The sequence below is a fragment of the Aeromonas sp. 96A genome, from assembly GCF_051919165.1.
In the GTDB taxonomy this organism is placed as follows: domain Bacteria; phylum Pseudomonadota; class Gammaproteobacteria; order Enterobacterales; family Aeromonadaceae; genus Aeromonas; species Aeromonas veronii.
Genome location: NZ_JBQBFE010000001.1, coordinates 2,564,688 through 2,584,045, shown reverse-complemented (window position 1 = coordinate 2,584,045; position 19,358 = coordinate 2,564,688). Strand labels below are relative to the sequence as shown.

The 19,358-nt window shown below is 60.8% G+C and carries 21 protein-coding genes and 1 pseudogene; 15 read left to right on the top strand and 7 right to left on the bottom strand.

What is annotated here, in order from left to right:
* Positions 1-127: 127 nt before the first annotated feature.
* Positions 128-883, bottom strand: coding sequence for an outer membrane protein assembly factor BamD (locus tag ACTG2W_RS11840; protein ID WP_019446583.1), 756 nt, complete (start codon positions 881-883; stop codon positions 128-130).
* A gap of 117 nt (positions 884-1,000) precedes the next feature.
* Here ACTG2W_RS11840 and rluD point away from each other — a divergent pair, with 117 nt between their 5' ends.
* The 3 genes from rluD to clpB all read left to right on the top strand — a co-directional run bounded on the left by rluD (position 1,001) and on the right by clpB (position 5,607).
* Positions 1,001-1,981, top strand: a complete 981-nt coding sequence (gene rluD, locus ACTG2W_RS11835) for a 23S rRNA pseudouridine(1911/1915/1917) synthase RluD (protein ID WP_106844285.1) — start codon at positions 1,001-1,003, stop codon at positions 1,979-1,981.
* A 112-nt stretch (positions 1,982-2,093) separates the two neighbouring features.
* Positions 2,094-2,831, top strand: a complete 738-nt coding sequence (gene pgeF / locus ACTG2W_RS11830; protein ID WP_106844284.1) for a peptidoglycan editing factor PgeF — start codon at positions 2,094-2,096, stop codon at positions 2,829-2,831.
* A 202-nt stretch (positions 2,832-3,033) separates the two neighbouring features.
* Positions 3,034-5,607, top strand: a complete 2,574-nt coding sequence (gene clpB, locus ACTG2W_RS11825; RefSeq protein ID WP_106844283.1) for an ATP-dependent chaperone ClpB — start codon at positions 3,034-3,036, stop codon at positions 5,605-5,607.
* Positions 5,608-5,906: 299 nt separating this feature from the next.
* On the opposite strand, the gene asnA is transcribed toward clpB, so the two are convergent.
* On the bottom strand, positions 5,907-6,899 hold the full coding sequence (gene asnA / locus ACTG2W_RS11820; protein WP_101530914.1) for an aspartate--ammonia ligase: 993 nt from the start codon (positions 6,897-6,899) through the stop codon (positions 5,907-5,909).
* A 154-nt stretch (positions 6,900-7,053) separates the two neighbouring features.
* Here asnA and asnC point away from each other — a divergent pair, with 154 nt between their 5' ends.
* Positions 7,054-7,515, top strand: a complete 462-nt coding sequence (gene asnC / locus ACTG2W_RS11815; protein WP_005339783.1) for a transcriptional regulator AsnC — start codon at positions 7,054-7,056, stop codon at positions 7,513-7,515.
* A gap of 7 nt (positions 7,516-7,522) precedes the next feature.
* Here asnC and ACTG2W_RS11810 read toward each other — a convergent pair whose 3' ends face one another.
* Positions 7,523-8,287: a substrate-binding periplasmic protein gene (locus ACTG2W_RS11810; protein ID WP_106844282.1), complete on the bottom strand. Its 765-nt coding sequence runs from the start codon at positions 8,285-8,287 to the stop codon at positions 7,523-7,525.
* Positions 8,288-8,374: 87 nt separating this feature from the next.
* Between ACTG2W_RS11810 and ACTG2W_RS11805 the strand changes: the two genes are divergently transcribed.
* Positions 8,375-8,911, top strand: a complete 537-nt coding sequence (locus ACTG2W_RS11805; RefSeq protein WP_106844281.1) for a DUF2301 domain-containing membrane protein — start codon at positions 8,375-8,377, stop codon at positions 8,909-8,911.
* Here the strand turns inward: ACTG2W_RS11805 and ACTG2W_RS11800 are convergent.
* On the bottom strand, positions 8,908-9,312 hold the full coding sequence (locus ACTG2W_RS11800) for a CBS domain-containing protein (RefSeq protein ID WP_106844280.1): 405 nt from the start codon (positions 9,310-9,312) through the stop codon (positions 8,908-8,910). The two genes, ACTG2W_RS11805 and ACTG2W_RS11800, sit on opposite strands and share 4 nt — an antisense overlap.
* Positions 9,313-9,474: 162 nt before the next feature.
* Here ACTG2W_RS11800 and ACTG2W_RS11795 point away from each other — a divergent pair, with 162 nt between their 5' ends.
* Entirely contained in the window at positions 9,475-10,179 is a 705-nt protein-coding gene (locus tag ACTG2W_RS11795) for an SDR family oxidoreductase (protein WP_088870349.1), read from the top strand.
* On the opposite strand, the gene ACTG2W_RS11790 is transcribed toward ACTG2W_RS11795, so the two are convergent.
* On the bottom strand, positions 10,105-10,680 hold the full coding sequence (locus ACTG2W_RS11790; protein WP_106844279.1) for a 2-amino-4-hydroxy-6-hydroxymethyldihydropteridine diphosphokinase: 576 nt from the start codon (positions 10,678-10,680) through the stop codon (positions 10,105-10,107). The genes ACTG2W_RS11795 and ACTG2W_RS11790 overlap by 75 nt on opposite strands.
* A gap of 124 nt (positions 10,681-10,804) precedes the next feature.
* Between ACTG2W_RS11790 and cydH the strand changes: the two genes are divergently transcribed.
* The 4 genes and pseudogenes from cydH (at position 10,805) to ACTG2W_RS11770 (ending at position 14,203) form a co-directional block, all read left to right on the top strand.
* Complete coding sequence (gene cydH, locus ACTG2W_RS11785) at positions 10,805-10,897, top strand: cytochrome bd-I oxidase subunit CydH (RefSeq protein ID WP_005339800.1); 93 nt, start codon at positions 10,805-10,807, stop codon at positions 10,895-10,897.
* A gap of 103 nt (positions 10,898-11,000) precedes the next feature.
* The gene (locus tag ACTG2W_RS11780) at positions 11,001-12,401 is read left to right on the top strand and encodes a sensor histidine kinase (protein WP_106844337.1); all 1,401 of its coding nucleotides are present in this window, start codon (positions 11,001-11,003) and stop codon (positions 12,399-12,401) included.
* Entirely contained in the window at positions 12,398-12,925 is a 528-nt protein-coding gene (locus tag ACTG2W_RS11775; protein ID WP_374884394.1) for a hypothetical protein, read from the top strand. The genes ACTG2W_RS11780 and ACTG2W_RS11775 overlap by 4 nt, the downstream gene beginning before the upstream one ends.
* Positions 12,922-14,203, top strand: a pseudogene (locus ACTG2W_RS11770) (sigma 54-interacting transcriptional regulator). The gene ACTG2W_RS11775 and the pseudogene ACTG2W_RS11770 overlap by 4 nt, the downstream one beginning before the upstream one ends.
* 1 nt (position 14,204) lies before the next feature.
* Here ACTG2W_RS11770 and ACTG2W_RS11765 read toward each other — a convergent pair.
* Positions 14,205-14,687 (bottom strand): DUF1097 domain-containing protein, encoded by a 483-nt coding sequence (locus ACTG2W_RS11765; RefSeq protein WP_106844277.1) that lies wholly within the window; start codon positions 14,685-14,687, stop codon positions 14,205-14,207.
* A 368-nt stretch (positions 14,688-15,055) separates the two neighbouring features.
* On the opposite strand from ACTG2W_RS11765, the gene msrP reads away from it, so the two are divergent.
* A complete protein-coding gene (gene msrP / locus ACTG2W_RS11760; RefSeq protein WP_106844276.1) occupies positions 15,056-16,057 on the top strand; it encodes a protein-methionine-sulfoxide reductase catalytic subunit MsrP in 1,002 nt (333 codons plus the stop codon).
* Positions 16,048-16,674: a protein-methionine-sulfoxide reductase heme-binding subunit MsrQ gene (gene msrQ, locus ACTG2W_RS11755; protein ID WP_106844275.1), complete on the top strand. Its 627-nt coding sequence runs from the start codon at positions 16,048-16,050 to the stop codon at positions 16,672-16,674. Before msrP ends, msrQ begins: the two co-directional genes overlap by 10 nt.
* Here the strand turns inward: msrQ and ACTG2W_RS11750 are convergent.
* The gene (locus ACTG2W_RS11750) at positions 16,671-16,919 is read right to left on the bottom strand and encodes a PepSY domain-containing protein (RefSeq protein ID WP_106844274.1); all 249 of its coding nucleotides are present in this window, start codon (positions 16,917-16,919) and stop codon (positions 16,671-16,673) included. The genes msrQ and ACTG2W_RS11750 overlap by 4 nt on opposite strands.
* Positions 16,920-16,982: 63 nt before the next feature.
* Here ACTG2W_RS11750 and ACTG2W_RS11745 point away from each other — a divergent pair, with 63 nt between their 5' ends.
* The 3 genes from ACTG2W_RS11745 to ACTG2W_RS11735 are packed head-to-tail and all read left to right on the top strand — an operon-like array spanning position 16,983 to position 19,345.
* A complete protein-coding gene (locus ACTG2W_RS11745; protein WP_005341875.1) occupies positions 16,983-17,321 on the top strand; it encodes a PepSY domain-containing protein in 339 nt (112 codons plus the stop codon).
* Between the two features lie 21 nt (positions 17,322-17,342).
* Positions 17,343-17,999, top strand: a complete 657-nt coding sequence (locus tag ACTG2W_RS11740) for a response regulator transcription factor (RefSeq protein WP_005339826.1) — start codon at positions 17,343-17,345, stop codon at positions 17,997-17,999.
* A complete protein-coding gene (locus ACTG2W_RS11735; RefSeq protein ID WP_106844273.1) occupies positions 17,996-19,345 on the top strand; it encodes a sensor histidine kinase in 1,350 nt (449 codons plus the stop codon). The genes ACTG2W_RS11740 and ACTG2W_RS11735 overlap by 4 nt, the downstream gene beginning before the upstream one ends.
* Positions 19,346-19,358 lie beyond the last annotated feature (13 nt).

Sequence of the window (19,358 nt, the reverse complement as noted above, 5' to 3'; positions counted from 1 at the left end):
GGAAGGCGCCGTTACGTTGCCCCAGCTCTGCAGAGCAATCTGCGGGTAATATCTGAGGGTAAATTGCAGCGATAAAAAAACCGATGCCTTGGCATCGGTTTTTTTATTACCGGTTGTTCCGTATCACTCAGCCACGGCCGAGGCGGTTCTCCGGGTAGTTCTTGGCCAGCACTTCGCGGGCATGCTTGGCCAGCTGCGGCATCTTCAGAGCGTCGTAAGACTCGACCATGATCTCCAATGCCTTCTCGGTTTCGGCTGTGTCGGGGTAGGTTTCGACAATCAGCTTGGCCCGGTTGGCGGCTGCGACCAGTGCATCACGCTTCACGTAATACTCGGCCACGCTCAGGTCATATCGGGCCAGACGATTCTTCAGGCCAATCATGCGGGCACGGGCATCGGCGGCATAGACACTGTTGGGGTAGTTCTGCAACAGGGTCTTGAAATCCTGGAATGCCTGACGGGCATAAGCCGGGTCTTTGTCGTCACGATCGATACCGAACAGGCTCTGGAAGAAATTGTAATCCGCCGCCATGTTGGTCAGGCCGCGCATATAGAAGACGTAATCGATATTTTTATGCGCCGGATTGAGGCGGATAAAACGGTCGATATTGGCGATCGCCTGAGCGGTATCATCCTGCTTGTAGTAGGCATAGATGAGGTCAAGCTGCACCTGGTTGGAGTAGGCGCCGAACGGGTAGCGAGAGTCCAAAGCCTCCAGCAATTCAGTGGCTTGCACGTAATTGCCAACGTCCAGTTTGAGGCGTGCTTTCTGGTACAGGGTCTCCGGCGGTTCGTCGGGTACCTTGGGTTTGGTGCTGGAACAGCCTGTGATCAAGGTAGCGACCAAGGCGAGCGACATCAGCAGGTGAGACTTCTTTCCCATCAACAACATCCGGTCCATTTCCACGAAATTGGCAAAGTATCCGTTATGCTTGGCTAAAAGAAAAGCTAGAATACCCGGATTATTTCGAATTGATACCCCCCGCTCAAGAGACCATACATGAGCCAGCATATTGAACTGACAGGCGAATTCCAGGATCACCAATTCGGGCAGCGACTCGACCAGGCCCTGGCCGAATTGTTTCCAGACTACTCCCGCACCCGCATCAAGGAGTGGATTTTACAGGACAGAGTGACCCTGGACGGTCAGGTTGCCAACACCCCGCGCGAGAAGATTCTGGCCGGGCAGCAGGTGCATGTGGATGTAGAGCTGGAAGATGACACCCGCTTCGATGCGCAGGATATCGAGCTCAACATCGTTTACGAAGACGAACACATTCTGGTGATCGACAAACCGGCCGGTCTGGTGGTTCACCCGGGCGCAGGTACGCCGGATGGCACCATCCTCAACGCCCTGCTGCACCGCTACCCCGGCATTGCCGAGGTACCTCGCGCCGGTATCGTGCACCGTCTGGATAAAGACACCACAGGTTTGATGGTGGTTGCCAAAACCGTACCCGCCCAGACCCATCTGGTGGAAGCGTTGCAGGCGCGCCAGATCACCCGTGAGTACGAAGCAATCGCCATCGGTCACATGACCGCAGGTGGTACCGTCGATGCGCCCATCGGCCGTCACCCGACCCAGCGTACCCATATGGCCGTGGTGCCCAATGGTCGTCCTTCCGTAACTCACTACCGGGTTCACGAGAAGTTCCGTGGCCACACCCGTCTGCGTCTGCGTCTGGAGACCGGCCGTACCCACCAGATCCGTGTCCACATGGCGCACATCAAACACCCGCTGGTGGGCGATCCCGCTTACGGTGGCCGTCTGCGCCCGCTGCGCAACGCGACCCCCGAGCTGACCCAGGCACTGCGCAACTTCAACCGTCAGGCGCTGCATGCCACCATGCTGCAACTGGCTCACCCCATCACGGGTGAAGTGATGCAGTGGCATTCAGCTACACCGCAAGACATGGTGGAGCTGATGGAAGTGCTGCGCGCGGATACGCTCGCCAATCCGGATGATCTGGTCTGGAACTGATGTGATAGGGCCTGCTGCGTCGGTTTCTGGCGTCATCCGGCCCGAACAGATGCCAATCGGGGTTCCCTTGCAGGAGCCCCGTTTTTATATCGGTGAATTGAAGGAGTCACAGATGAAATGGATCGAACCCGACTGGCCAGCCCCGGCGTGTGTCAGGGCGTTGTCGACCACCCGGGATGGCGGCGTCAGTGAAGGGGTCTTTGCCGGTCTCAATCTGGGGGCCCACGTGGGTGACGAACCGGCGCGAGTCGAGTCTAACCGCGCCCGCTTGCAGCAGGCGGCCGCCATCCCGGGGCCCCTCAACTGGCTTAATCAGGTGCATGGCACCGTGGTTCATCCGGTCAGCAGCCATTATGAGCGGGCGCCGGATGCCGATGCTGCCTGCGCCCATGAGGCGGATCAGGCCTGCATCGTGATGACTGCTGACTGTCTGCCGGTGCTGTTTTGCGATCGGGCAGGTACCGTGGTGGCCGCCGCCCATGCTGGCTGGCGTGGACTGAAAGAGGGCGTGCTGGAGGCGAGTATCGCCGCCATGGGCTGCGAGCCGGGCGAGATCCTGGCCTGGCTGGGCCCGGCCATTGGCCCCACTGCATTTGAAGTGGGGGGAGAGGTGCGCGAGGCTTTTATGGCGGAGCAGGTTGAAGCAGAAACGGCGTTCGTCCCTTCGTCCAATGAGGGGAAATGGTTGGCAGATATCTACCAGCTGGCGCGGCTGCGCCTCGCCCGCGCTGGCGTTACCGCCGTCTATGGTGGCGAATACTGCACCTTCAGCGATAGCGAGCAGTTCTACTCCTATCGTCGCAACGGCCAGACCGGCCGGATGGCCTCCCTCATCTGGTTGGCCCGCTAAGCAATCACCCACCAACTAATACCCCGTCTCTCTCAAGAACAGATCCGTATGAGAGAGGCGGGGATCCTGCCCTCTCCCCGCTTTGCAGAAAAAATAACCAGCCCATGCCCTTGAAATAGCCCGTACGGGCCTCATCTTTCATCTCAGAAAGTTATGTTGTTTGCCGTGCAAGCGGCGTCTGCCTGTTTGAAGGGGGAGTGCAATGCGCCTCGATCGCCTTACCAGCAAATTCCAGATTGCTATTTCTGATGCCCAGTCTTTGGCACTGGGTCGTGACCACCAATTTATCGAACCCGTTCACCTGATGACCGCACTGGTCAATCAGGATGGCGGCTCCATCCGTCCGTTGCTCACTCTGACCGGGATGGATATCAATGCCCTGCGCTCCCGCCTTGGCGAGGAGCTGGATCGCCTGCCGCGCGTGAGCGGTGTGGAAGGGGACGTGCAGCTCTCCAACGGCCTCGGCCGCCTGCTCAACGTCTGCGACAAACTGGCCCAGCAGCGCAAGGATCAGTTCATCTCCTCCGAACTGTTCGTGCTGGCTTCCCTCGACGACAAGGGAACGCTGGGTGAGCTGCTGCGCGCCCAAGGGCTGACCAAGGAGAAACTGGAAGCGGCCATCGACAAGGTGCGTGGCGGCAAGAAGGTGGAGGATGCCAACGCCGAGGAGAACCGCCAGGCGCTGGAGAAGTACACCATCGATCTGACCGAGCGGGCCGAAATCGGCAAGCTCGACCCGGTGATCGGCCGTGATGACGAGATCCGCCGCACCATTCAGGTGCTGCAACGCCGTACCAAGAACAACCCTGTGCTGATCGGTGCTCCCGGTGTCGGTAAAACCGCCATCGTCGAGGGGCTGGCCCAGCGCATCATAAACGGCGAAGTGCCGGAAGGGCTCAAAAACAAGCGGGTGCTGTCGCTGGACATGGGGGCGCTGGTGGCCGGTGCCAAGTATCGCGGTGAGTTTGAAGAGCGGCTCAAGGCCGTGCTGACCGATCTCGCCAAGGAGGAGGGCAACGTCATCCTCTTTATCGACGAGTTGCACACCATGGTCGGCGCCGGCAAGGGCGAAGGGGCCATGGACGCGGGCAACATGCTCAAGCCTGCGCTGGCACGGGGCGAGCTGCACTGCGTCGGTGCCACCACCCTGGACGAGTATCGCCAGTTCATCGAGAAGGATGCAGCGCTTGAGCGTCGCTTCCAGAAGGTGCTGGTGGAAGAGCCGAGCGTGGAGGATACCATCGCCATCCTGCGTGGCCTGAAAGAGCGTTACGAGCTGCACCACCATGTGCAGATCACCGACCCCGCGATTGTGGCGGCGGCCCAGCTGTCGCACCGCTATATCGCGGATCGCCAGCTGCCAGACAAGGCCATCGACCTCATCGACGAGGCGGCGGCCAGCATCCGGCTGCAGATCGACTCCAAGCCGGAGGCGCTCGATCGTCTCGAGCGGCGCATCATCCAGCTCAAACTGGAGCAGCAAGCGCTGATGAAGGAGGACGATGACGCCAGCCGCAAGCGGCTGGAGCTGATTAATCAGGAGATTGGCGAAAAAGATCGGGAATACAACGAGCTGGACGAAGTGTGGAAGGCCGAGAAGGCCGCCCTCGCCGGTACCCAGCATATCAAGGCGGCGCTTGAGCAGGCTCGTCAGGATCTCGATGTCGCCCGCCGCGCAGGCGACCTGGGTCGGATGTCCGAGCTGCAATATGGCCGCATCCCCGAGCTGGAGAAACAGCTGGATCTCGCCACCCAGGCCGAGATGCAGGAGACCAGCCTGCTGCGCAACCGGGTCACCGATGTGGAGATAGCCGACGTGCTGGCCCGCTGGACCGGTATTCCGGTCGCCCGCATGTTGGAAGGGGAGCGCGACAAGCTGCTGCGGATGGAAGAGCAGCTGCACAGCCGGGTGATTGGCCAGGAGGAGGCGGTCGATGCGGTCTCCAACGCCATTCGCCGCTCCCGTGCCGGACTCTCCGATCCGAATCGCCCCATCGGCTCCTTCCTGTTCCTGGGGCCCACCGGGGTGGGCAAGACCGAGCTGTGCAAGGCGCTGGCCGAGTTCCTGTTCGATACCCAGGACGCCATGGTGCGGATCGACATGTCGGAGTTCATGGAGAAACACAGCGTGGCCCGTCTGGTGGGGGCGCCTCCGGGATACGTGGGTTACGAGGAGGGCGGTTATCTGACCGAGGCGGTACGCCGTCGCCCCTACTCGGTGATCCTGCTGGATGAAGTGGAGAAGGCACACCCGGACGTGTTCAACATCCTGCTGCAGGTGCTTGATGATGGCCGCCTGACCGATGGTCAGGGTCGTACCGTCGATTTTCGCAACTCGGTGGTGATCATGACCTCCAACCTCGGGTCGGATCTGATTCAGGAGCACCACTCCGAGAAGGATTACGACGAGATGAAGGCCATGCTGATGGATGTGCTGACCCGCAGCTTCCGGCCGGAATTTATCAACCGGATCGACGAGACGGTGGTGTTCCATCCGCTTGGCGAGGATCACATCAAGTCCATCGCCCGGATCCAGCTCAAGAGCCTGATGGGCCGTCTCGAGGGTCAGGGTTACGAGGTGGAGGTGAGCGAAGCGCTGCTCGAGAAGCTGGTGCATGCCGGGTTCGACCCCGTCTACGGGGCGCGGCCTCTCAAACGGGCGATCCAGCAGAAGGTGGAGAACCCGCTGGCGCAGGCGCTACTCTCCGGCCGCATCGTCCCCGGCAAGAAACTGCTGCTGGGGGCCGACAGCAACGGCTTGACCATGACCCAGTAACCGATTCTGTATCGATGTTTGCAACGCCAGCCCTCGGGCTGGCGTTGTCATATCTGGTGGCGGGGATTCGGGCGCAAAAAAACGGCAATCCGAAGATTGCCGGGAGGAATGTAGTGACGCGACCTTGCGTGGGTTGAGCGGGTCGCAGGGGCAAGCCCCGGTTTCGCCGTGGGCCATCAGGGATGACCACGCGACTTACAGCATGTTCGGACTGCGCTCGTTCAGTCCGCACCGCCACACACCTTCAGGGCTGACCCGCGAGCCACTGCGCGCAGGCCAGACCGATGAAATCAACGCGTTTACAGCATGCCCGGGATGGCGGCTTTCATCTCGGCTGGCCACACACCGACCTGCACCTGACCGATGTGCTCTTTTTGCAGCAGCAACATGGCCAGACGGGATTGGCCTATGCCGCCGCCTATGGTCTGCGGCATCCGTGCGGCCAGCAGATCCTGGTGCCAGTCGTACTGCAGGCGATCCTCATCGCCTGTGATAGCCAGCTGGCGGCGCAGCGCCTCGGCATCGACCCGGATCCCCATGGAGGAGATCTCGAAGCTGTCTTGCAGCACCGGGTTCCACACCAGAATGTCCCCGTTCAGACCGGCCAGACCCAGCTCGCTGTGGCTGCTCCAGTCGTCGTAGTCCGGGGCACGCACATCGTGACGCTCACCGTGGGAGAGGGCACCGCCGATGCCGATCAGGAACACGGCCCCCAGCTCTTTGGCGATGGCACGCTCGCGCCCCTTGGCATCGAGATCCGGGTAACGGGCCAGCAGCTCTTCGCTGTGCAGGAACTGGATCTCGGCTGGCAGGAAGGGGGTCAGCTCGTGCTCGGCACAGACCGCGCGCTCGGTGGCTTTGATAGCGGCCCAGATACCGCGCACAGTTTCCTGCAGATAGGCGAGATCGCGGCGCTCGCTCGGCATCACCTTCTCCCAGTCCCACTGATCCACGTAGACGGAGTGGATGGGGGTGAGCTTGTCTTCATCCGGACGCAGCGCCTTCATGTGGGTGTAGATCCCTTCGCCCGGGCCGAAGCCGAAGCGACCCAGGGTCTGGCGCTTCCATTTGGCCAGTGAATGAACCACTTCGTAGCTGTGCTCCGGCAGGGTTTTTACTTTGACCTGCACTGCATTCTCGTGGCCAGAGAGGTTGTCTTGAGTGCCATCACCGACTCGGCTCAGAATGGGGGCTTGCACCTCCATCAGACCCAGTTGTTGGGCGAGTTGGCGGGAGAACATCTCTTTGACGAAGCTGATCTGCTGTTGGCTGCGAATGTAGTGCTGTTTCATGCTGAATTCCTGTTTCAAACCCCGTTGGATGTGGTGATTCTTCAACGGAATGCCAACTAAATTCAATATTCGATAATAGAAATAGGCTTCGTGTATTTTTTTCTTCAAAATAAGCCGTTTTTTAATGAGATATCGTCAACGGGAGTGCAAAAAAATGCCGGAAAATTACCGGATCGATAATCTCGATCAGGCCATCCTCACCGCTCTGATGGAGAATGCGCGGATCCCGTACGCCGAACTTGCGAAACAACTGGCGGTCAGCCCGGGCACCATCCATGTGCGGGTGGAGAAGATGAAACAGGCGGGGATCATCGAGGGGACAAGGGTGCAGGTTAACCCCAAGAAGCTGGGTTACGACGTCTGCTGCTTTATCGGGATCAATCTGAAGAGTGCCAAGGATTACCCCTCGGCACTGGCCAAGCTGCAGGCGCTGGACGAGGTGGTGGAGGCCTACTACACCACCGGCCACTACAGCATCTTCATGAAGGTGATGACCCGCTCCATCGACGAGCTGCAGATAGTGCTGATCAACAAGATCCAGACCATCGACGAGATCCAGTCCACTGAAACCCTGATTTCGCTGCAAAACCCTATCCTGCGGGATGTGAAACCCTGACCCCTGATCAGGGGTCGATATAGGGGATGGCGTATTTGTCGTAGAGGGCCTTGAGGCTGCCGTTTCGCTTCATGTGCAGCAGTTCGGCATCGTAGGCCGCCATCAGGGCGGGGGTCTGTGCATCCGCTCGTGCGCGGGCCCAGGTGTTGAAGTAGGGGCTGCTCTTGAGCGGTTTGGGCAGGTAATCGACCTTGCCTGTCAGCCCCTCCTCCTTGATTTGGGTGAAGGCGGTGACCAGCGGCATGGGCACGGTATCGATGCGTCCGGCCAGCAGTTTGCGCAGTTGCAGCTGGTTCATGGTGATCTCCTGAAACTGATAGGCCGGGTCAGTCATGGCCGCTGCCAGTTCTGGGGTGTAGGAGAAATCCTTGGTCACGCCGATGCGCCAGGGTTTGAGATCGGCCAGCGTCTCGTAACGGATCTTCAGCAGGTCGGTCTTGCGCACGAAGAAGTGCCAGCTGTGGCGAAGATGGGCCTGCTGGGGATAGATGAGATAACTCTCCCGCTCCGCCTTGTAGGAGTGGGTCATCACCAGGTCACAGGCGCCGGTTTCGGCATTGCGGGTGAGGCGGGCGCCGGAGTCGGCCAGCTCGATCCGAAAGGGCGTCTCCAGCTTGTCGAAGATGGCGGTGACGATGTCTATATCGAGCCCACGGGGTTTCTGATCGACATCGAGAAACTTGAGCGGGGGCTCCATGGTGCCGCAGATCACCAGCTCTTTGGCGGGCAATCCGAGTGGAAACAGCAACCAAAACAGGGGGATCACACGCAAACAACGTCTCCTGAGCCCGTTTGAAGATATTCCAAGACCTGATTCCAGTATATTGGATGGCACCTGATCCGTTAGAAGCGACTGTTTATGGCAAATCCTGAAATCGAGAGCCCGCTGGACGGGGTCGACAAGTTGACCGTCTCGCTCTACCGCCTTGGCTTGAGTGCGGCAGCTCTGTTGCTGCTTTGCCGCGGTGCGGCGCTGCTGAGCGGAATGGCACTGCTTCCGTCGGCACAATGGTTGATGTCGCTGGCAGTGGCAAGCGCAATCTGCGGCTTCTCGCTGCATATCTACGACAAGCGGATTCGCCTGATTCTGCAGGGATTTGGTTGGGGCGCGCTGGCCCTGGCTGCGGTAGGAGCACCGGATGCGCTGGTGCTGGGAGCGGCCTTGGCGACCCTCTCCGGGCTGGCGTTCAAGGAGCAGTTTTGTTTTGCCATTCCCGGCATCAAGCTGGTGCCCGTATTGCTGCCGGCGTTATGGCTGCTGGAGTGGTTGCGGGTGGAGTGGGCCGCCGCACTGGTGGCGCTGGTCTGCGGCGCCCTGTTGACCTTGCTGGCGCTGGCCAAGTGGCGGATGCCCCTGCACTTCGATATCGGTGACAAGGGGCGTTACCAGATCTAGGTCTGCTGGCACACCTTCATCTGCTGGTTGAGGACCTGCATCACCTGACGGCGGCTGATGATGCCGATCACCTTGCCCTGTTGCAGCACTGGGTAGATCTTGGGCTTGGCGTCGGCCATCTGGCGAGCCAGATCCAGAATGCTCTCATCCGGCCCTACCGAGAGGGGCGAGCGGTTCATCAGATCCTCCACCCGGGTGCGGGTATCGCAGTGGTAGCTGCCGGTGAGCAGGCTGGGGATGCAATCTTGTTCGGAAAGAAAGCCGATAAGCCGTTTCTGCTCATCCAGCACCGGCAGGCCGCCAAGACCCGATTGATGCAGGCGATCCAGCGCCTCGGCCAGGCCGAGTCCGGCAGTGAGGGAGTGGGTCAGGCGACCCATGTGGTGGTGTACTTTCAGCATGGTGGTGACTCCGCAAGAGGGGGATGCCGCCACTATGACGCGGGTGGGTGGCCCGCGACCAATGGCTTGTGCCGCAGGGATTGATAGGCACAAGCCATCGGCGGTGATCCGCTGGCAGGCGGGCTTCGTTCATGCAAGACCATGAAAGGGAAAGGAGATCGTATGCGTGCATTGGTTACGGGCTGCGGCCGTCGACTCGGATTTTATCTCTGTGAACAGCTGGTGGCAGCGGGCTGGCAGGTAACGGGCAGTTATCGCAGCGAGCGGCCGGAGCTGGCCACGCTGGCGGCACTGGGGGTCGAGCTCGTGCAGGCGGATTTTGGTCGGGAAGAGGACGTTGGCAAGCTGATCGATGTGCTGGCGACCCATCAGGATCTGACGCTGGTGATCCACAACGCCTCGGCCTTCGAGCCGCAGGCAACTGATCCGGCGGCGCAACTGGCCCAGTTCGAGCAGTTCTACCGGGTACATATGGCGGCTCCCTTCCAGCTAAACCGGGCGCTGGCCCCCCGGCTGGCCAGCAATCCCAACGCCAGCATCATTCACATCACCGATATCTATATCCATGCCCCGGCCCCCCGTTTTGCCAGCTATGTGGCGACCAAGGCAGGGGCCCATTCGCTGGCCATGAGCTTTGCCCGCGAGCTGGCGCCTGCGGTGCGGGTCAACACCATAGAGCCGGGGCCGATCCTGTTTCTCGACGAGCATGACGAGGCATGGCGCCAGCAGGTGTTGGCGAAAACACCGCTGGCGCGGGAGGGGGGACTGGAGCCCATCTGGCAGGCGGTGCAGTTACTGATGGGGAACAGTTATATGACGGGGGCCAGCATCAAGGTAGATGGCGGACGCGCGCTGGCCACTCTCTGAAGATTTGCCAAGCACCAACGGCTCCAGCCCGACCTGCCGTGTCAGCAAGCCTTTGCCGGGTTTGAGCTTGCCCGACGGGGCGGGGAGCGTCACTTGCAGCGCTACCTTGGGGTCATGCACCTCGCCATGGCCATAGAGCTCGGCCAGCAGCTCCGCAAGATAGGAATCGACCTCTGTCGAGGCAAAGTCACCGCTCCTGTTGCTGGCCAGAATATCGATGTCGAGCGGCCGGTCGTGCACCTTGCAGAGCGGATCGCTGCGATCCCGGCCGTGAGCCACTTCGAGGGCGACAAAGTACTGCTTGAGGCGGGCGGCATCGAGCGGGCTCTCCACCACCAGCAGGCAGTTGAGAAAGTCGTGGCTGGAGTGCATTCCCACCGGCTTGGTGCGGATCACCGAACTCAGCCGCAGGGGGCCGACGTTCGCAAGCAGCTCGGCCAGCACCCGGCTGACATGGATATGCGGGTCAAGATTGGAACCAATGCTACACAGATAGAACATGCTCACCTTCCCTGGGTTGGGCTCATCTGAAATGTATACGCAGCTCACGGTTATCGGATTAACTATGGCTTAACATTGTCTTATCTATTGTGATCCGGCACTGATTGGCAGAAAGGAGGTTTGCATGAGTGTGGAGCTGAAATGGGCGCTGTTGACCGCCTCGGGCGCGCTGGCGATGATCATGATTATCTGTCTGGCCTCTGTCGCGTTGGCGTGAATCACCACAATCCAGATAATACAAACCGGCCTGTTGGCCGGTTTTGTTTTTTGGGGCGGTGCGGCTATGCTGGCGCACCGGTGAGAATGCAAGAGAAGAGATGATGACCAAGGTTCGCCCACGCTCCCTGCTGCAGGTGGTATTGATGGGATTTGTGCTGGTATTGATGCCGCTGGGCGGCATGATCTGGCACAACAGCACCTCCCTTGCCCACCTCAGTCAGCTCACCAGCGACGAGATGGAGCGGGCGGTCAAAGATACCCGCCGCGCCACCCTGCTGACGGCGCAAGCCATCGATATCGAACGCACCTTGCGCCGCTTCGCGGTGTTGGGGGATCGCCGCAGTCTCACCAGCTACCAGCAGCAACTCGACGGGTATCGGGTGTTGCTGGCGGAACATCGCAACTCCATCACCGACGGCCAGCTCTACAGCGGGCTCGATCAGGGGCTGGCCTGGCTCGACAGCCTGCAGGATGCCGCGTTGGCCCGGGCGGCGGTAGCGGGAGACAAGCTCGAGCAGTTCAACGATGCCAACAAGCAGCTCGAAATAGTCACCCGCAGCCGGGTTGACGAACACATGGATCGGGTGCAGCTCACCATCGCCGGACTGACCAGCGAGCTCTGGTGGGTGAGTGGAGCGGTGGCGGCGCTCAGCCTGCTGATGGTCTTTATCTTCACCTACCTTATCATCCACCCGGTACGACAGATTGAGTCGCGCATCTTGAGTCTGGGGGCCGGGGTCGAACCCGATCCCAAGCCGGTTGACGGCCCTGCCGAGCTGGTATTGCTGGGGGAGCGGATCGTCTGGCTGCACGACAAACTCAAGGTGCTGGAGCTGCAGAAATACCAGTTCCTGCGCCATGTATCCCACGAGCTCAAGACCCCGCTGGCGGTGCTGCGGGAAGGGACGGATCTGCTCTGCGAGCAGCTGGTCGGGCCTTTGACGCCGGATCAGCTGGAGATCTGCCAGATGCTCGACGAGAACAGTCGGCGTTTGCAGACCCTGATCGAGCGGCTGCTCGACTTCAACCGGCTCAGTCAGCAGGAGGCCTTCGAACTGGAGCCCGTCCCCCTGCTGCCGATGTTGTCGGAACTTTCTGCAGAGTACCGGCTGGCATTGGAGTCCAAGCAGATCCGTGTACACTTGCCGACCGTGCCGGTTACCCTGTGGGCGGAGCCCTACCGGCTACGACTGATCCTCGATAACCTCTTCTCCAACGCCGTCAGTTACGGCGCCAGCGGAGGCAATATCTGGATCAGGGCAGGGCAGGATGAACAGATAAGCTGGCTGGAAGTGGCCAACGAGGGGCCCAAGATCCCCGTGGCCGATCAGCAACGCATTTTTGAACCCTTCGAGCAAGGCAGCACAGTGCGGCAAGGCCTCCTGAAAGGCTCGGGCATGGGCCTCTCCATCGCCCGTGAGTCTGCCAACAGCCTGGGGGGAGAACTGGTTCTGGTAGAGGATGAACAGGCGGATGTCTGTTTCAGGTTGACGTTGAAATGAGGACTATGAAGATACAACGCGTATTTCCAGCTCTGATGGCAGGGCTGCTCGCGGGTTGCTCCTTGCTGCCGCAACAGGCAGAGCGGGAGTCCTCCGATATCGCTTTTGCCAAGCGGATGGAGTTTGCCAACAAGGAGATGCAGGTGCGTCTGCAATACTCCGACTGGCTGCTGGCCAGTCACCCCCAGCAACGGGTGCAGGAGCGTCAGCGTCTGAAAGGGGCCGACGATCTGGAGAGCCGGGTCAGTCTGGCCATGGTGGACTCCCACCCCGCCGAATCTGTGGCCAATCGCACCGTCGGTCTGGCGCGCCTGAAGCAGATGCTGCCCGAACTGGGTCTCGATGCGCAGGCCTTTTTACGTAGCTGGATCGCCCTCGGCGAACAGCTGCTAGCTCGTGACAGCCGTCGCGATGACCAGAGTCAGGAGATCCAGCGGCTGCGCCGCCAGATCGAGCAGCTGACCGCCATCGACGACCAGCTCAACCAGCGCAAGCTGAACGAGAATCGTGAGGTAATACCATGAGCCGGATCCTGTTGGTGGATGACGACGTCAGCCTGCTCAAATTGATGAGCATGCGGCTGCGCAGTCAGGGTTATGAAGTGGATACCGCCGACAGTGCGGAAGGGGGCTCTCGACCGGTTGCGTCAGCAACGGGCCGATCTGGTGCTGAGCGATCTGCGGATGGCCGGCATGGACGGTCTGGCGCTGTTCGAGCGGATCCAGGCCCAGTGGCTGGGTTTGCCGGTGATCATCATGACCGCCCACGGCACCATCCCGGACGCCATTCAGGCGACCCGCTCCGGGGTCTTCAGCTTTCTGACCAAACCCATCAACAAGGATGAGCTGTTCGCCACCATCGAACATGCGCTGAGTCTGACGCGGCCGAAACAGCAGCAGGAGTGGCAGTCGCTGATCCTGACCCGTAATCCCCAGCTGGAACAGCTGCTGATCCAGGCCCATAGCATTGCGACCATGGAGGTGCCGGTGCTGATCATGGGGCCGTCAGGCTCCGGCAAGGGGGCGATGGCGCAGGCGCTGCATCAGGCCAGCCAGCGGCGCGACAAGCCGCTTCATACCATCAACTGCGCCGCCATTCCGTGGGCGTCACTCGACTTGCAGCTGTTTGGTGAAGATGGCCAGTCCGGTCTGTTCGAGCAGGCCAAGGGGGCGACCCTGTTTCTCGACGAGATTGGCAGCCTCTCCGAATCCCTGCAGGCCAAGCTGCTGCAGGTGATGGAGGAGTATGGTCAGGGTACGCCGGAGGTGCGGGTGCTCAGCTCCAGCCATCAGGATCTGGTCAAGGCGATGGAGGAGGGGCGCTTTCGGGAAGATCTCTTCTACCGTCTCAACGTTGCCAATATCACCTTGCCGTCTCTCAGTGCCCGCAGCGAGGATATCCCCTTGCTGGCCCGTCAGGCGCTCGACGATTACCGTAGCCGCCACAGCGACTGCGCCGCCATGGGTTTTTCGCCCGAGTCGCTGGCGATGCTGGCGGCCGCTGCCTGGCCCGGCAACGTGCGCCAGCTCTGCAACGTGGTGGAGCAGCTCGCCAGCCTCTGTTGCAGCCCGGTGATCGGGGTCTCCATGGTGGAGTCCGCCCTGAGTGGCGGCGGCGGCGGCATCCCCTCGTTCAACGAGGCGCGGGCCGAATTCGAGAAGGAGTATCTGATCCGCTTGCTGCGCACCACCGAGGGCAACGTGACCCTGGCGGCCAACATGGCGGGCAGAAACCGTACCGATTTTTACAAGTTATTGAATCGGCACGGTATCGAAGCAGCAAACTTCAAATCGAAGGGATAAATCAGGCGGGATCAACCACAGTCGGAGCGGCATCGGCTTTTTGAGTTTTATGGGAGAGCCAGAGGCCGCTCGCCTTCATCAGGTAACCGAACAAGGCGCCAATGATGAGGGAGGGCAGGATCAGCCGCCACTCGCCAGCTGCCCCGAAGGTGGCACAGCAACCGGCAAAGGTGCCGGGAATGTAGCCGAGCCACTGCTGCTTGGCCTGTACGCACATCAGGGTTGCGACCACCCCCGTCATCACATAACCCGCCACACCCGCTCCCCACAGACTGTCGCCATGGATCAGCAGCAGTGCCCACAGCATGCCGCTGGTGTTGCAGAAGATGGTCTGCAGCAGCGCCTTGTAGCCACCGCTTGACGCGAAATAGCTGGTGCAGCCGAGAAAGCCGACCCAGGAGATAAGGCCGAACGCGACGGCAATCCAGCCCCAGACGGCGGAGAGAATTCCAGTGGTGATGGCGATGGCGATCAGTGGGCTCATGGGGCGACTCTTCAGTTGGCTTCGCAAAATGGGCAGCCTACCCCCGGCAATCGGGGCGGCAAGCGGGGGCCGAATTGTGTGTGATCTTCATCACCCTTTTCAACTCAGGAATACGCTTGCGCTCGCGAAAAAAATTCATTGGTGACCGGCCTGACAGTCGGCCATAGTTAGAGGCCCTGTCCTGCTCATGGAGTGAGTCTGATGGCGCCAAATGTGATCGTTCCCCTGCTGGTGTTCGTAGTCCTGTTTCTGGTCGGCACCATGGCCAAGGCACTGCCCCTGCACCACATGATGTAAATTTGTGTGAAATAAAAATCTGCCGGGGCGGGTCTTATCCATACTGCCTCACTCAGCCCCGGGAGTTTTTCATGTTGATCAAGCGTCGTACCGCCCACCCCCTCACCGAACAGGATGTCACCCCGGAAGCCGTCTATCAGGACCGCCGCCTTATTCTCAAAGGGCTGGGTCTGGGCGCAGCCACCCTGGCGTTTCCCACTCAGGCCGGTGTACTCGATCTGCTGCGCGGTAAAGAGGATGCTCCCCAATTAGCCACCAAACCGCTCAACAGCAAGCCTGCTGAGCGCCCGGCCAATCTGGTGCTGACACCGGAAGAGAAGGCTACCAGTTACAACAACTTCTATGAGCTCGGTACCGACAAGTCCGACCCGGCTCGCAACGGCCATTACCTCAAGCCCGAACCCTGGACCCTCAAGGTGGAGGGGGAGGTGGCCAAGCCTTTTACACTCGATGTGTGGGATCTCATCAACAAGAGCGAGCTGGAGGAGCGGATCTACCGGCTGCGCTGCGTCGAAGCCTGGTCCATGGTACTGCCCTGGAATGGCATCTCGCTGGCGGAGATCATCCGCCGTGCCGAGCCCACCAGTCGTGCCAAGTTTGTCGCCTTCGAAACCTTGTTTGATCCGAAACAGCTGCCGGGTCAGGCCTCCAGTCTGGGGGGCGGAATCGAGTATCCCTACGTTGAGGGGTTGCGTATCGACGAGGCGATGCACCCTCTCTCTTTCCTTGCGATGGGGCTCTATGGCAAGACCCTGCCCGCCCAGAATGGCGCGCCGATCCGCTTGGTGGTGCCGTGGAAGTACGGCTTCAAGAGCATCAAGAGCATCGTCTCGATCCGGCTGGTAGAGGAGATGCCGCCGACCACCTGGAACCTGCTGGCTCCCAACGAATATGGCTTCTACGCCAACGTCAACCCGCAGGTAGATCACCCGCGCTGGAGTCAGGCAAGCGAGCGTTTCATCGGCGAGGGCGGAGTGTTTGGCGCCAAGCGTCAGCCGACCTTGATATTCAACGGCTATGGTGACGAAGTCGCCTCGCTCTATCAGGGGATGGATCTGCGCCAATGGTACTGAGATTGAAACCGGCCCATATCAACGGCTTGCGGGCACTGGTGCATCTGGGCGCTCTCGGCTTCCTGCTCTGGCTGGGGTTTGCCATTCCGGCAGGTCTGCTGGGGGGCGATCCGGTGCCAGAGCTTATCCACTACCTCGGCAAGGGGGCGCTCAACCTGATGCTGCTAACCCTGCTGGTGTCGCCGCTGGCCAAGCGCTGGCGGCAGGGGCAGCTCATCAAGCTGCGCCGCCCCCTCGGGCTCTGGTGTTTTGCTTGGGCGATGCTCCACTTTATGGCGTGGCTGGGGCTGGATCTGCAGTTTGACTGGGGCCTGATTGGCGGCGAGCTGGTCAAGCGCAGCTACATAGTGGTGGGGACGGTGGCATTGCTGCTGCTGGCCGCCCTCAGCATCACCTCGCTGCCCGCATTGCAGAGCCGCATGGGTGCCGCATGGCAGAAGCTGCACAACTGGGTCTATGCCATCGCCCTGCTGGTGCCGGTGCATTACTGGTGGTCGCTCAAGAGCGGTTGGGGGGAGCCTCTCATTTACCTGCTGCTGGCCTGCACCCTGCTCTGGCCGAGGCGGGAGAAGCTGCTGCGCCCCATGCGGGGACGCTGGAATGCAAAAGAGGCCTAATCGGCCTCTTGTTGTTTGATCTCGCCAGTGTAGGCATCGACGATGAGATGCACCTTCTGATCCTGGCGATTGAGGGTTTTGACCTCGAATTTGTCCCCTTCCAGCTCCACTTCCCGAATGTCGTGATACCCTTGCGCCAGCAACAGTTTGACCAGCCCGGCCATGTCGAGACGGCTCTGGGCCGCCCAGCTTGTAGCACTCAACAGGTAAAGGATCAGCAGGAAACTGCGCGGGATCATATTCATTCCGGATTCATGGCTGGCAGACTATAAACGCCATTATGTTAGGTTTTTGGAGATGAATCATCCATGAATAGAGCGCTCCCTCTGCTTGGGTTATTGCTGCCGTTGCTGGCACAGGCGGTCACGCCTGATGAAGCCCAGCTGCAGCAAGCTGTCCATGAGGGACGGGTTCGGCCCTTCCATGAAATGATGGAGGTGGCGGCCAGATTGCCGGTGCGGGTGTTGCGGGTGGATCTGGGGGAAGAGGATGGTATCTGGCTCTATGAACTGCGAGTCATCGATCGGGAAAACAGCGTGATCAAGGTAGCCTATCGGGCCGACAACCTTGAGCTGGTGTGGGCCAAGGGCCACCATCTGGAGCGGCTGTTCGAACCGCCAAAGCCCCCGGTCGAGGATGATGAATAACCCCTGTGTGGAAGCCTGTTCATGCGAATTCTGATTGTTGAAGACGAAAAAATTCTGGCTGGCCAGCTGGCCGAACAGCTGCGCCTCTCCGGCTTTGTCACCGACCTCTGCCACGATGGCAACGAGGCCGGTTTCCTCGGCGAGACCGAACCTTACGATGCCATCATTCTCGACCTCGGCCTGCCGGGGCGCGATGGCCTGAGCGTGCTGAAAGAGTGGCGCAGCAAGGGGATCGATACCCCTGTGCTGGTGCTGACCGCCCGTGGTCAGCTGCACGAGAAGATCGAGGGGCTCAACGCCGGTGCCGATGACTACCTGACCAAGCCGTTCCAGGTGGCCGAGCTGGTGGCGCGGGTCCATGCGCTGGTGCGCCGGGCAGCGGGCAACGCCAGCTCCATTCTGGAGATCGGCGGGGTGCGGCTCGACATGGCTGCGTCGCAGGTGTGGTATGAAGGGACCCCCATCAAGCTGACTGCCCACGAGTTCCGGGTGCTGGGTTACCTGATGCAGCATCGGGGCAAGGTGGTGTCGCGCAGCGAGCTGATCGACCACATCTATGCTCAGGATTTCGACCGCGACTCCAACACGGTGGAGGTGTTCATCGGCCGGATCCGCAAGAAAACCAATCCAGACCTGATTGAAACAGTGCGCGGCCTCGGGTACCGGATCAACGAATGAGGCTGGTCAGAACCCTGCGGGGGCGACTGGTCGCCATCGCGCTGGTGTGGTGCGGGCTGTTTCTGTTCGCCACTGGCTTCAGCCTGCAGACCATGATGCGCAACTATTGGCAGGAGGCGGAGGCCGACGGCCTTCGCCTGCAGCTCTATGATCTGCTCTCTCGGCTGGAAGTGGCCAAAACCGGCCTGCCGGTGGTCACCGGCTCCCTCTCCGATCCCCGCTTCAATCAACCCTACTCCGGCTACTACTGGCAGCTGGAGCTGGGGCGCGATGTGGTGGGGCGCTCCCGCTCCCTGTGGGATACCAACCTGAAGAGCGACGGCCTCAAGTCGGCGTTTGGAGATCCCGACCTCTTTGTCGGCAAGGGGCCCAACAAGGAGCCGCTGCTGATCATGACCCGCACCGTGCTGCTGCCCGGTTCGGATCGGGTCTTCACTCTGGTGATGGCCAAGGACAGCAGCGCCCTGACCCAGACCCTCAACAAGACCCGCATCAGCCTGTTCCTCGGTCTCGGCTTTGCCGCCGCCGGTCTGGTGCTCGGCTTCATGTTCCAGATCGTCTACGGCTTGCGGCCGCTGCACCTGCTGCGCCGCGAATTGGGGCGGGTTCACGAGGGTCATCAGGAGGGGTTCCGGCTGCGCTATCCGCTGGAGATCCAGCCGCTGGTGGAGGATATCAACCGGCTGCTGCACCACTACGGCGAGCTGCTGCAGCGGGCGCGATCCCACACCGGCAATCTGGCCCACGCTCTCAAGACGCCGCTCAGTATCATGCGCAATCAGGTGGCTCAATTGCCGCCGGAGGATCAGGCCGCCATCGGCGAGCAGCTCGACCAGATCCAGCGCCATATCGATTACCACCTCGGCAAGGCGCGGGTGACCGGCGCCGCCAAGATCCTCGGGGTCTCGACCCCGGTGCGGGCGCGGGTGGAGTATATCTGCCGCGCCTTCTCCCGCCTCTATCCGGGCAAGACGGTGGATCTGCAGGTGCCCGCCAATCTGGCGGTCGGGGTGGAAGAGCAGGACTTCGACGAGATGGTGGGCAATTTGCTGGAGAACGCCTTCAAGTGGTCTACCAGCGAGCTGCGCATCTCCAGCGCCGAGCTGGGGGGCTGGATCACCTTGCGTATCGAGGATGACGGCCCCGGCATGAGCGAGGATCAGATCGCCAAGGCGGTGCTGCGCGGGGTGCGGCTCGACGAAAAGGTGCCGGGCTCGGGCCTGGGTCTCAACATCGTCTCCGATCTGGCGGAAGCCTATCGGGGCAGTTTCATCATGGGCCGCGCCGAACTGGGCGGTCTGGCCGCCTCCCTCTCGTTGCCCAAGGTGGCAAGAGTCGAGAGCTAGGCATAACATATGG

Coding starts and splice junctions, on each gene's coding strand:
- ACTG2W_RS11840 (WP_019446583.1), bottom strand. CDS start 883: ATGGGAAAGAAGTCTCACCTGCTGATGTCGCTCGCCTTGGTCGCTACC.
- rluD (WP_106844285.1), top strand. CDS start 1,001: ATGAGCCAGCATATTGAACTGACAGGCGAATTCCAGGATCACCAATTC.
- pgeF (WP_106844284.1), top strand. CDS start 2,094: ATGAAATGGATCGAACCCGACTGGCCAGCCCCGGCGTGTGTCAGGGCG.
- clpB (WP_106844283.1), top strand. CDS start 3,034: ATGCGCCTCGATCGCCTTACCAGCAAATTCCAGATTGCTATTTCTGAT.
- asnA (WP_101530914.1), bottom strand. CDS start 6,899: ATGAAACAGCACTACATTCGCAGCCAACAGCAGATCAGCTTCGTCAAA.
- asnC (WP_005339783.1), top strand. CDS start 7,054: ATGCCGGAAAATTACCGGATCGATAATCTCGATCAGGCCATCCTCACC.
- ACTG2W_RS11805 (WP_106844281.1), top strand. CDS start 8,375: ATGGCAAATCCTGAAATCGAGAGCCCGCTGGACGGGGTCGACAAGTTG.
- ACTG2W_RS11800 (WP_106844280.1), bottom strand. CDS start 9,312: ATGCTGAAAGTACACCACCACATGGGTCGCCTGACCCACTCCCTCACT.
- ACTG2W_RS11795 (WP_088870349.1), top strand. CDS start 9,475: ATGCGTGCATTGGTTACGGGCTGCGGCCGTCGACTCGGATTTTATCTC.
- ACTG2W_RS11790 (WP_106844279.1), bottom strand. CDS start 10,680: ATGTTCTATCTGTGTAGCATTGGTTCCAATCTTGACCCGCATATCCAT.
- cydH (WP_005339800.1), top strand. CDS start 10,805: ATGAGTGTGGAGCTGAAATGGGCGCTGTTGACCGCCTCGGGCGCGCTG.
- ACTG2W_RS11780 (WP_106844337.1), top strand. CDS start 11,001: ATGACCAAGGTTCGCCCACGCTCCCTGCTGCAGGTGGTATTGATGGGA.
- ACTG2W_RS11775 (WP_374884394.1), top strand. CDS start 12,398: ATGAGGACTATGAAGATACAACGCGTATTTCCAGCTCTGATGGCAGGG.
- ACTG2W_RS11765 (WP_106844277.1), bottom strand. CDS start 14,687: ATGAGCCCACTGATCGCCATCGCCATCACCACTGGAATTCTCTCCGCC.
- msrP (WP_106844276.1), top strand. CDS start 15,056: ATGTTGATCAAGCGTCGTACCGCCCACCCCCTCACCGAACAGGATGTC.
- msrQ (WP_106844275.1), top strand. CDS start 16,048: ATGGTACTGAGATTGAAACCGGCCCATATCAACGGCTTGCGGGCACTG.
- ACTG2W_RS11750 (WP_106844274.1), bottom strand. CDS start 16,919: ATGAATATGATCCCGCGCAGTTTCCTGCTGATCCTTTACCTGTTGAGT.
- ACTG2W_RS11745 (WP_005341875.1), top strand. CDS start 16,983: ATGAATAGAGCGCTCCCTCTGCTTGGGTTATTGCTGCCGTTGCTGGCA.
- ACTG2W_RS11740 (WP_005339826.1), top strand. CDS start 17,343: ATGCGAATTCTGATTGTTGAAGACGAAAAAATTCTGGCTGGCCAGCTG.
- ACTG2W_RS11735 (WP_106844273.1), top strand. CDS start 17,996: ATGAGGCTGGTCAGAACCCTGCGGGGGCGACTGGTCGCCATCGCGCTG.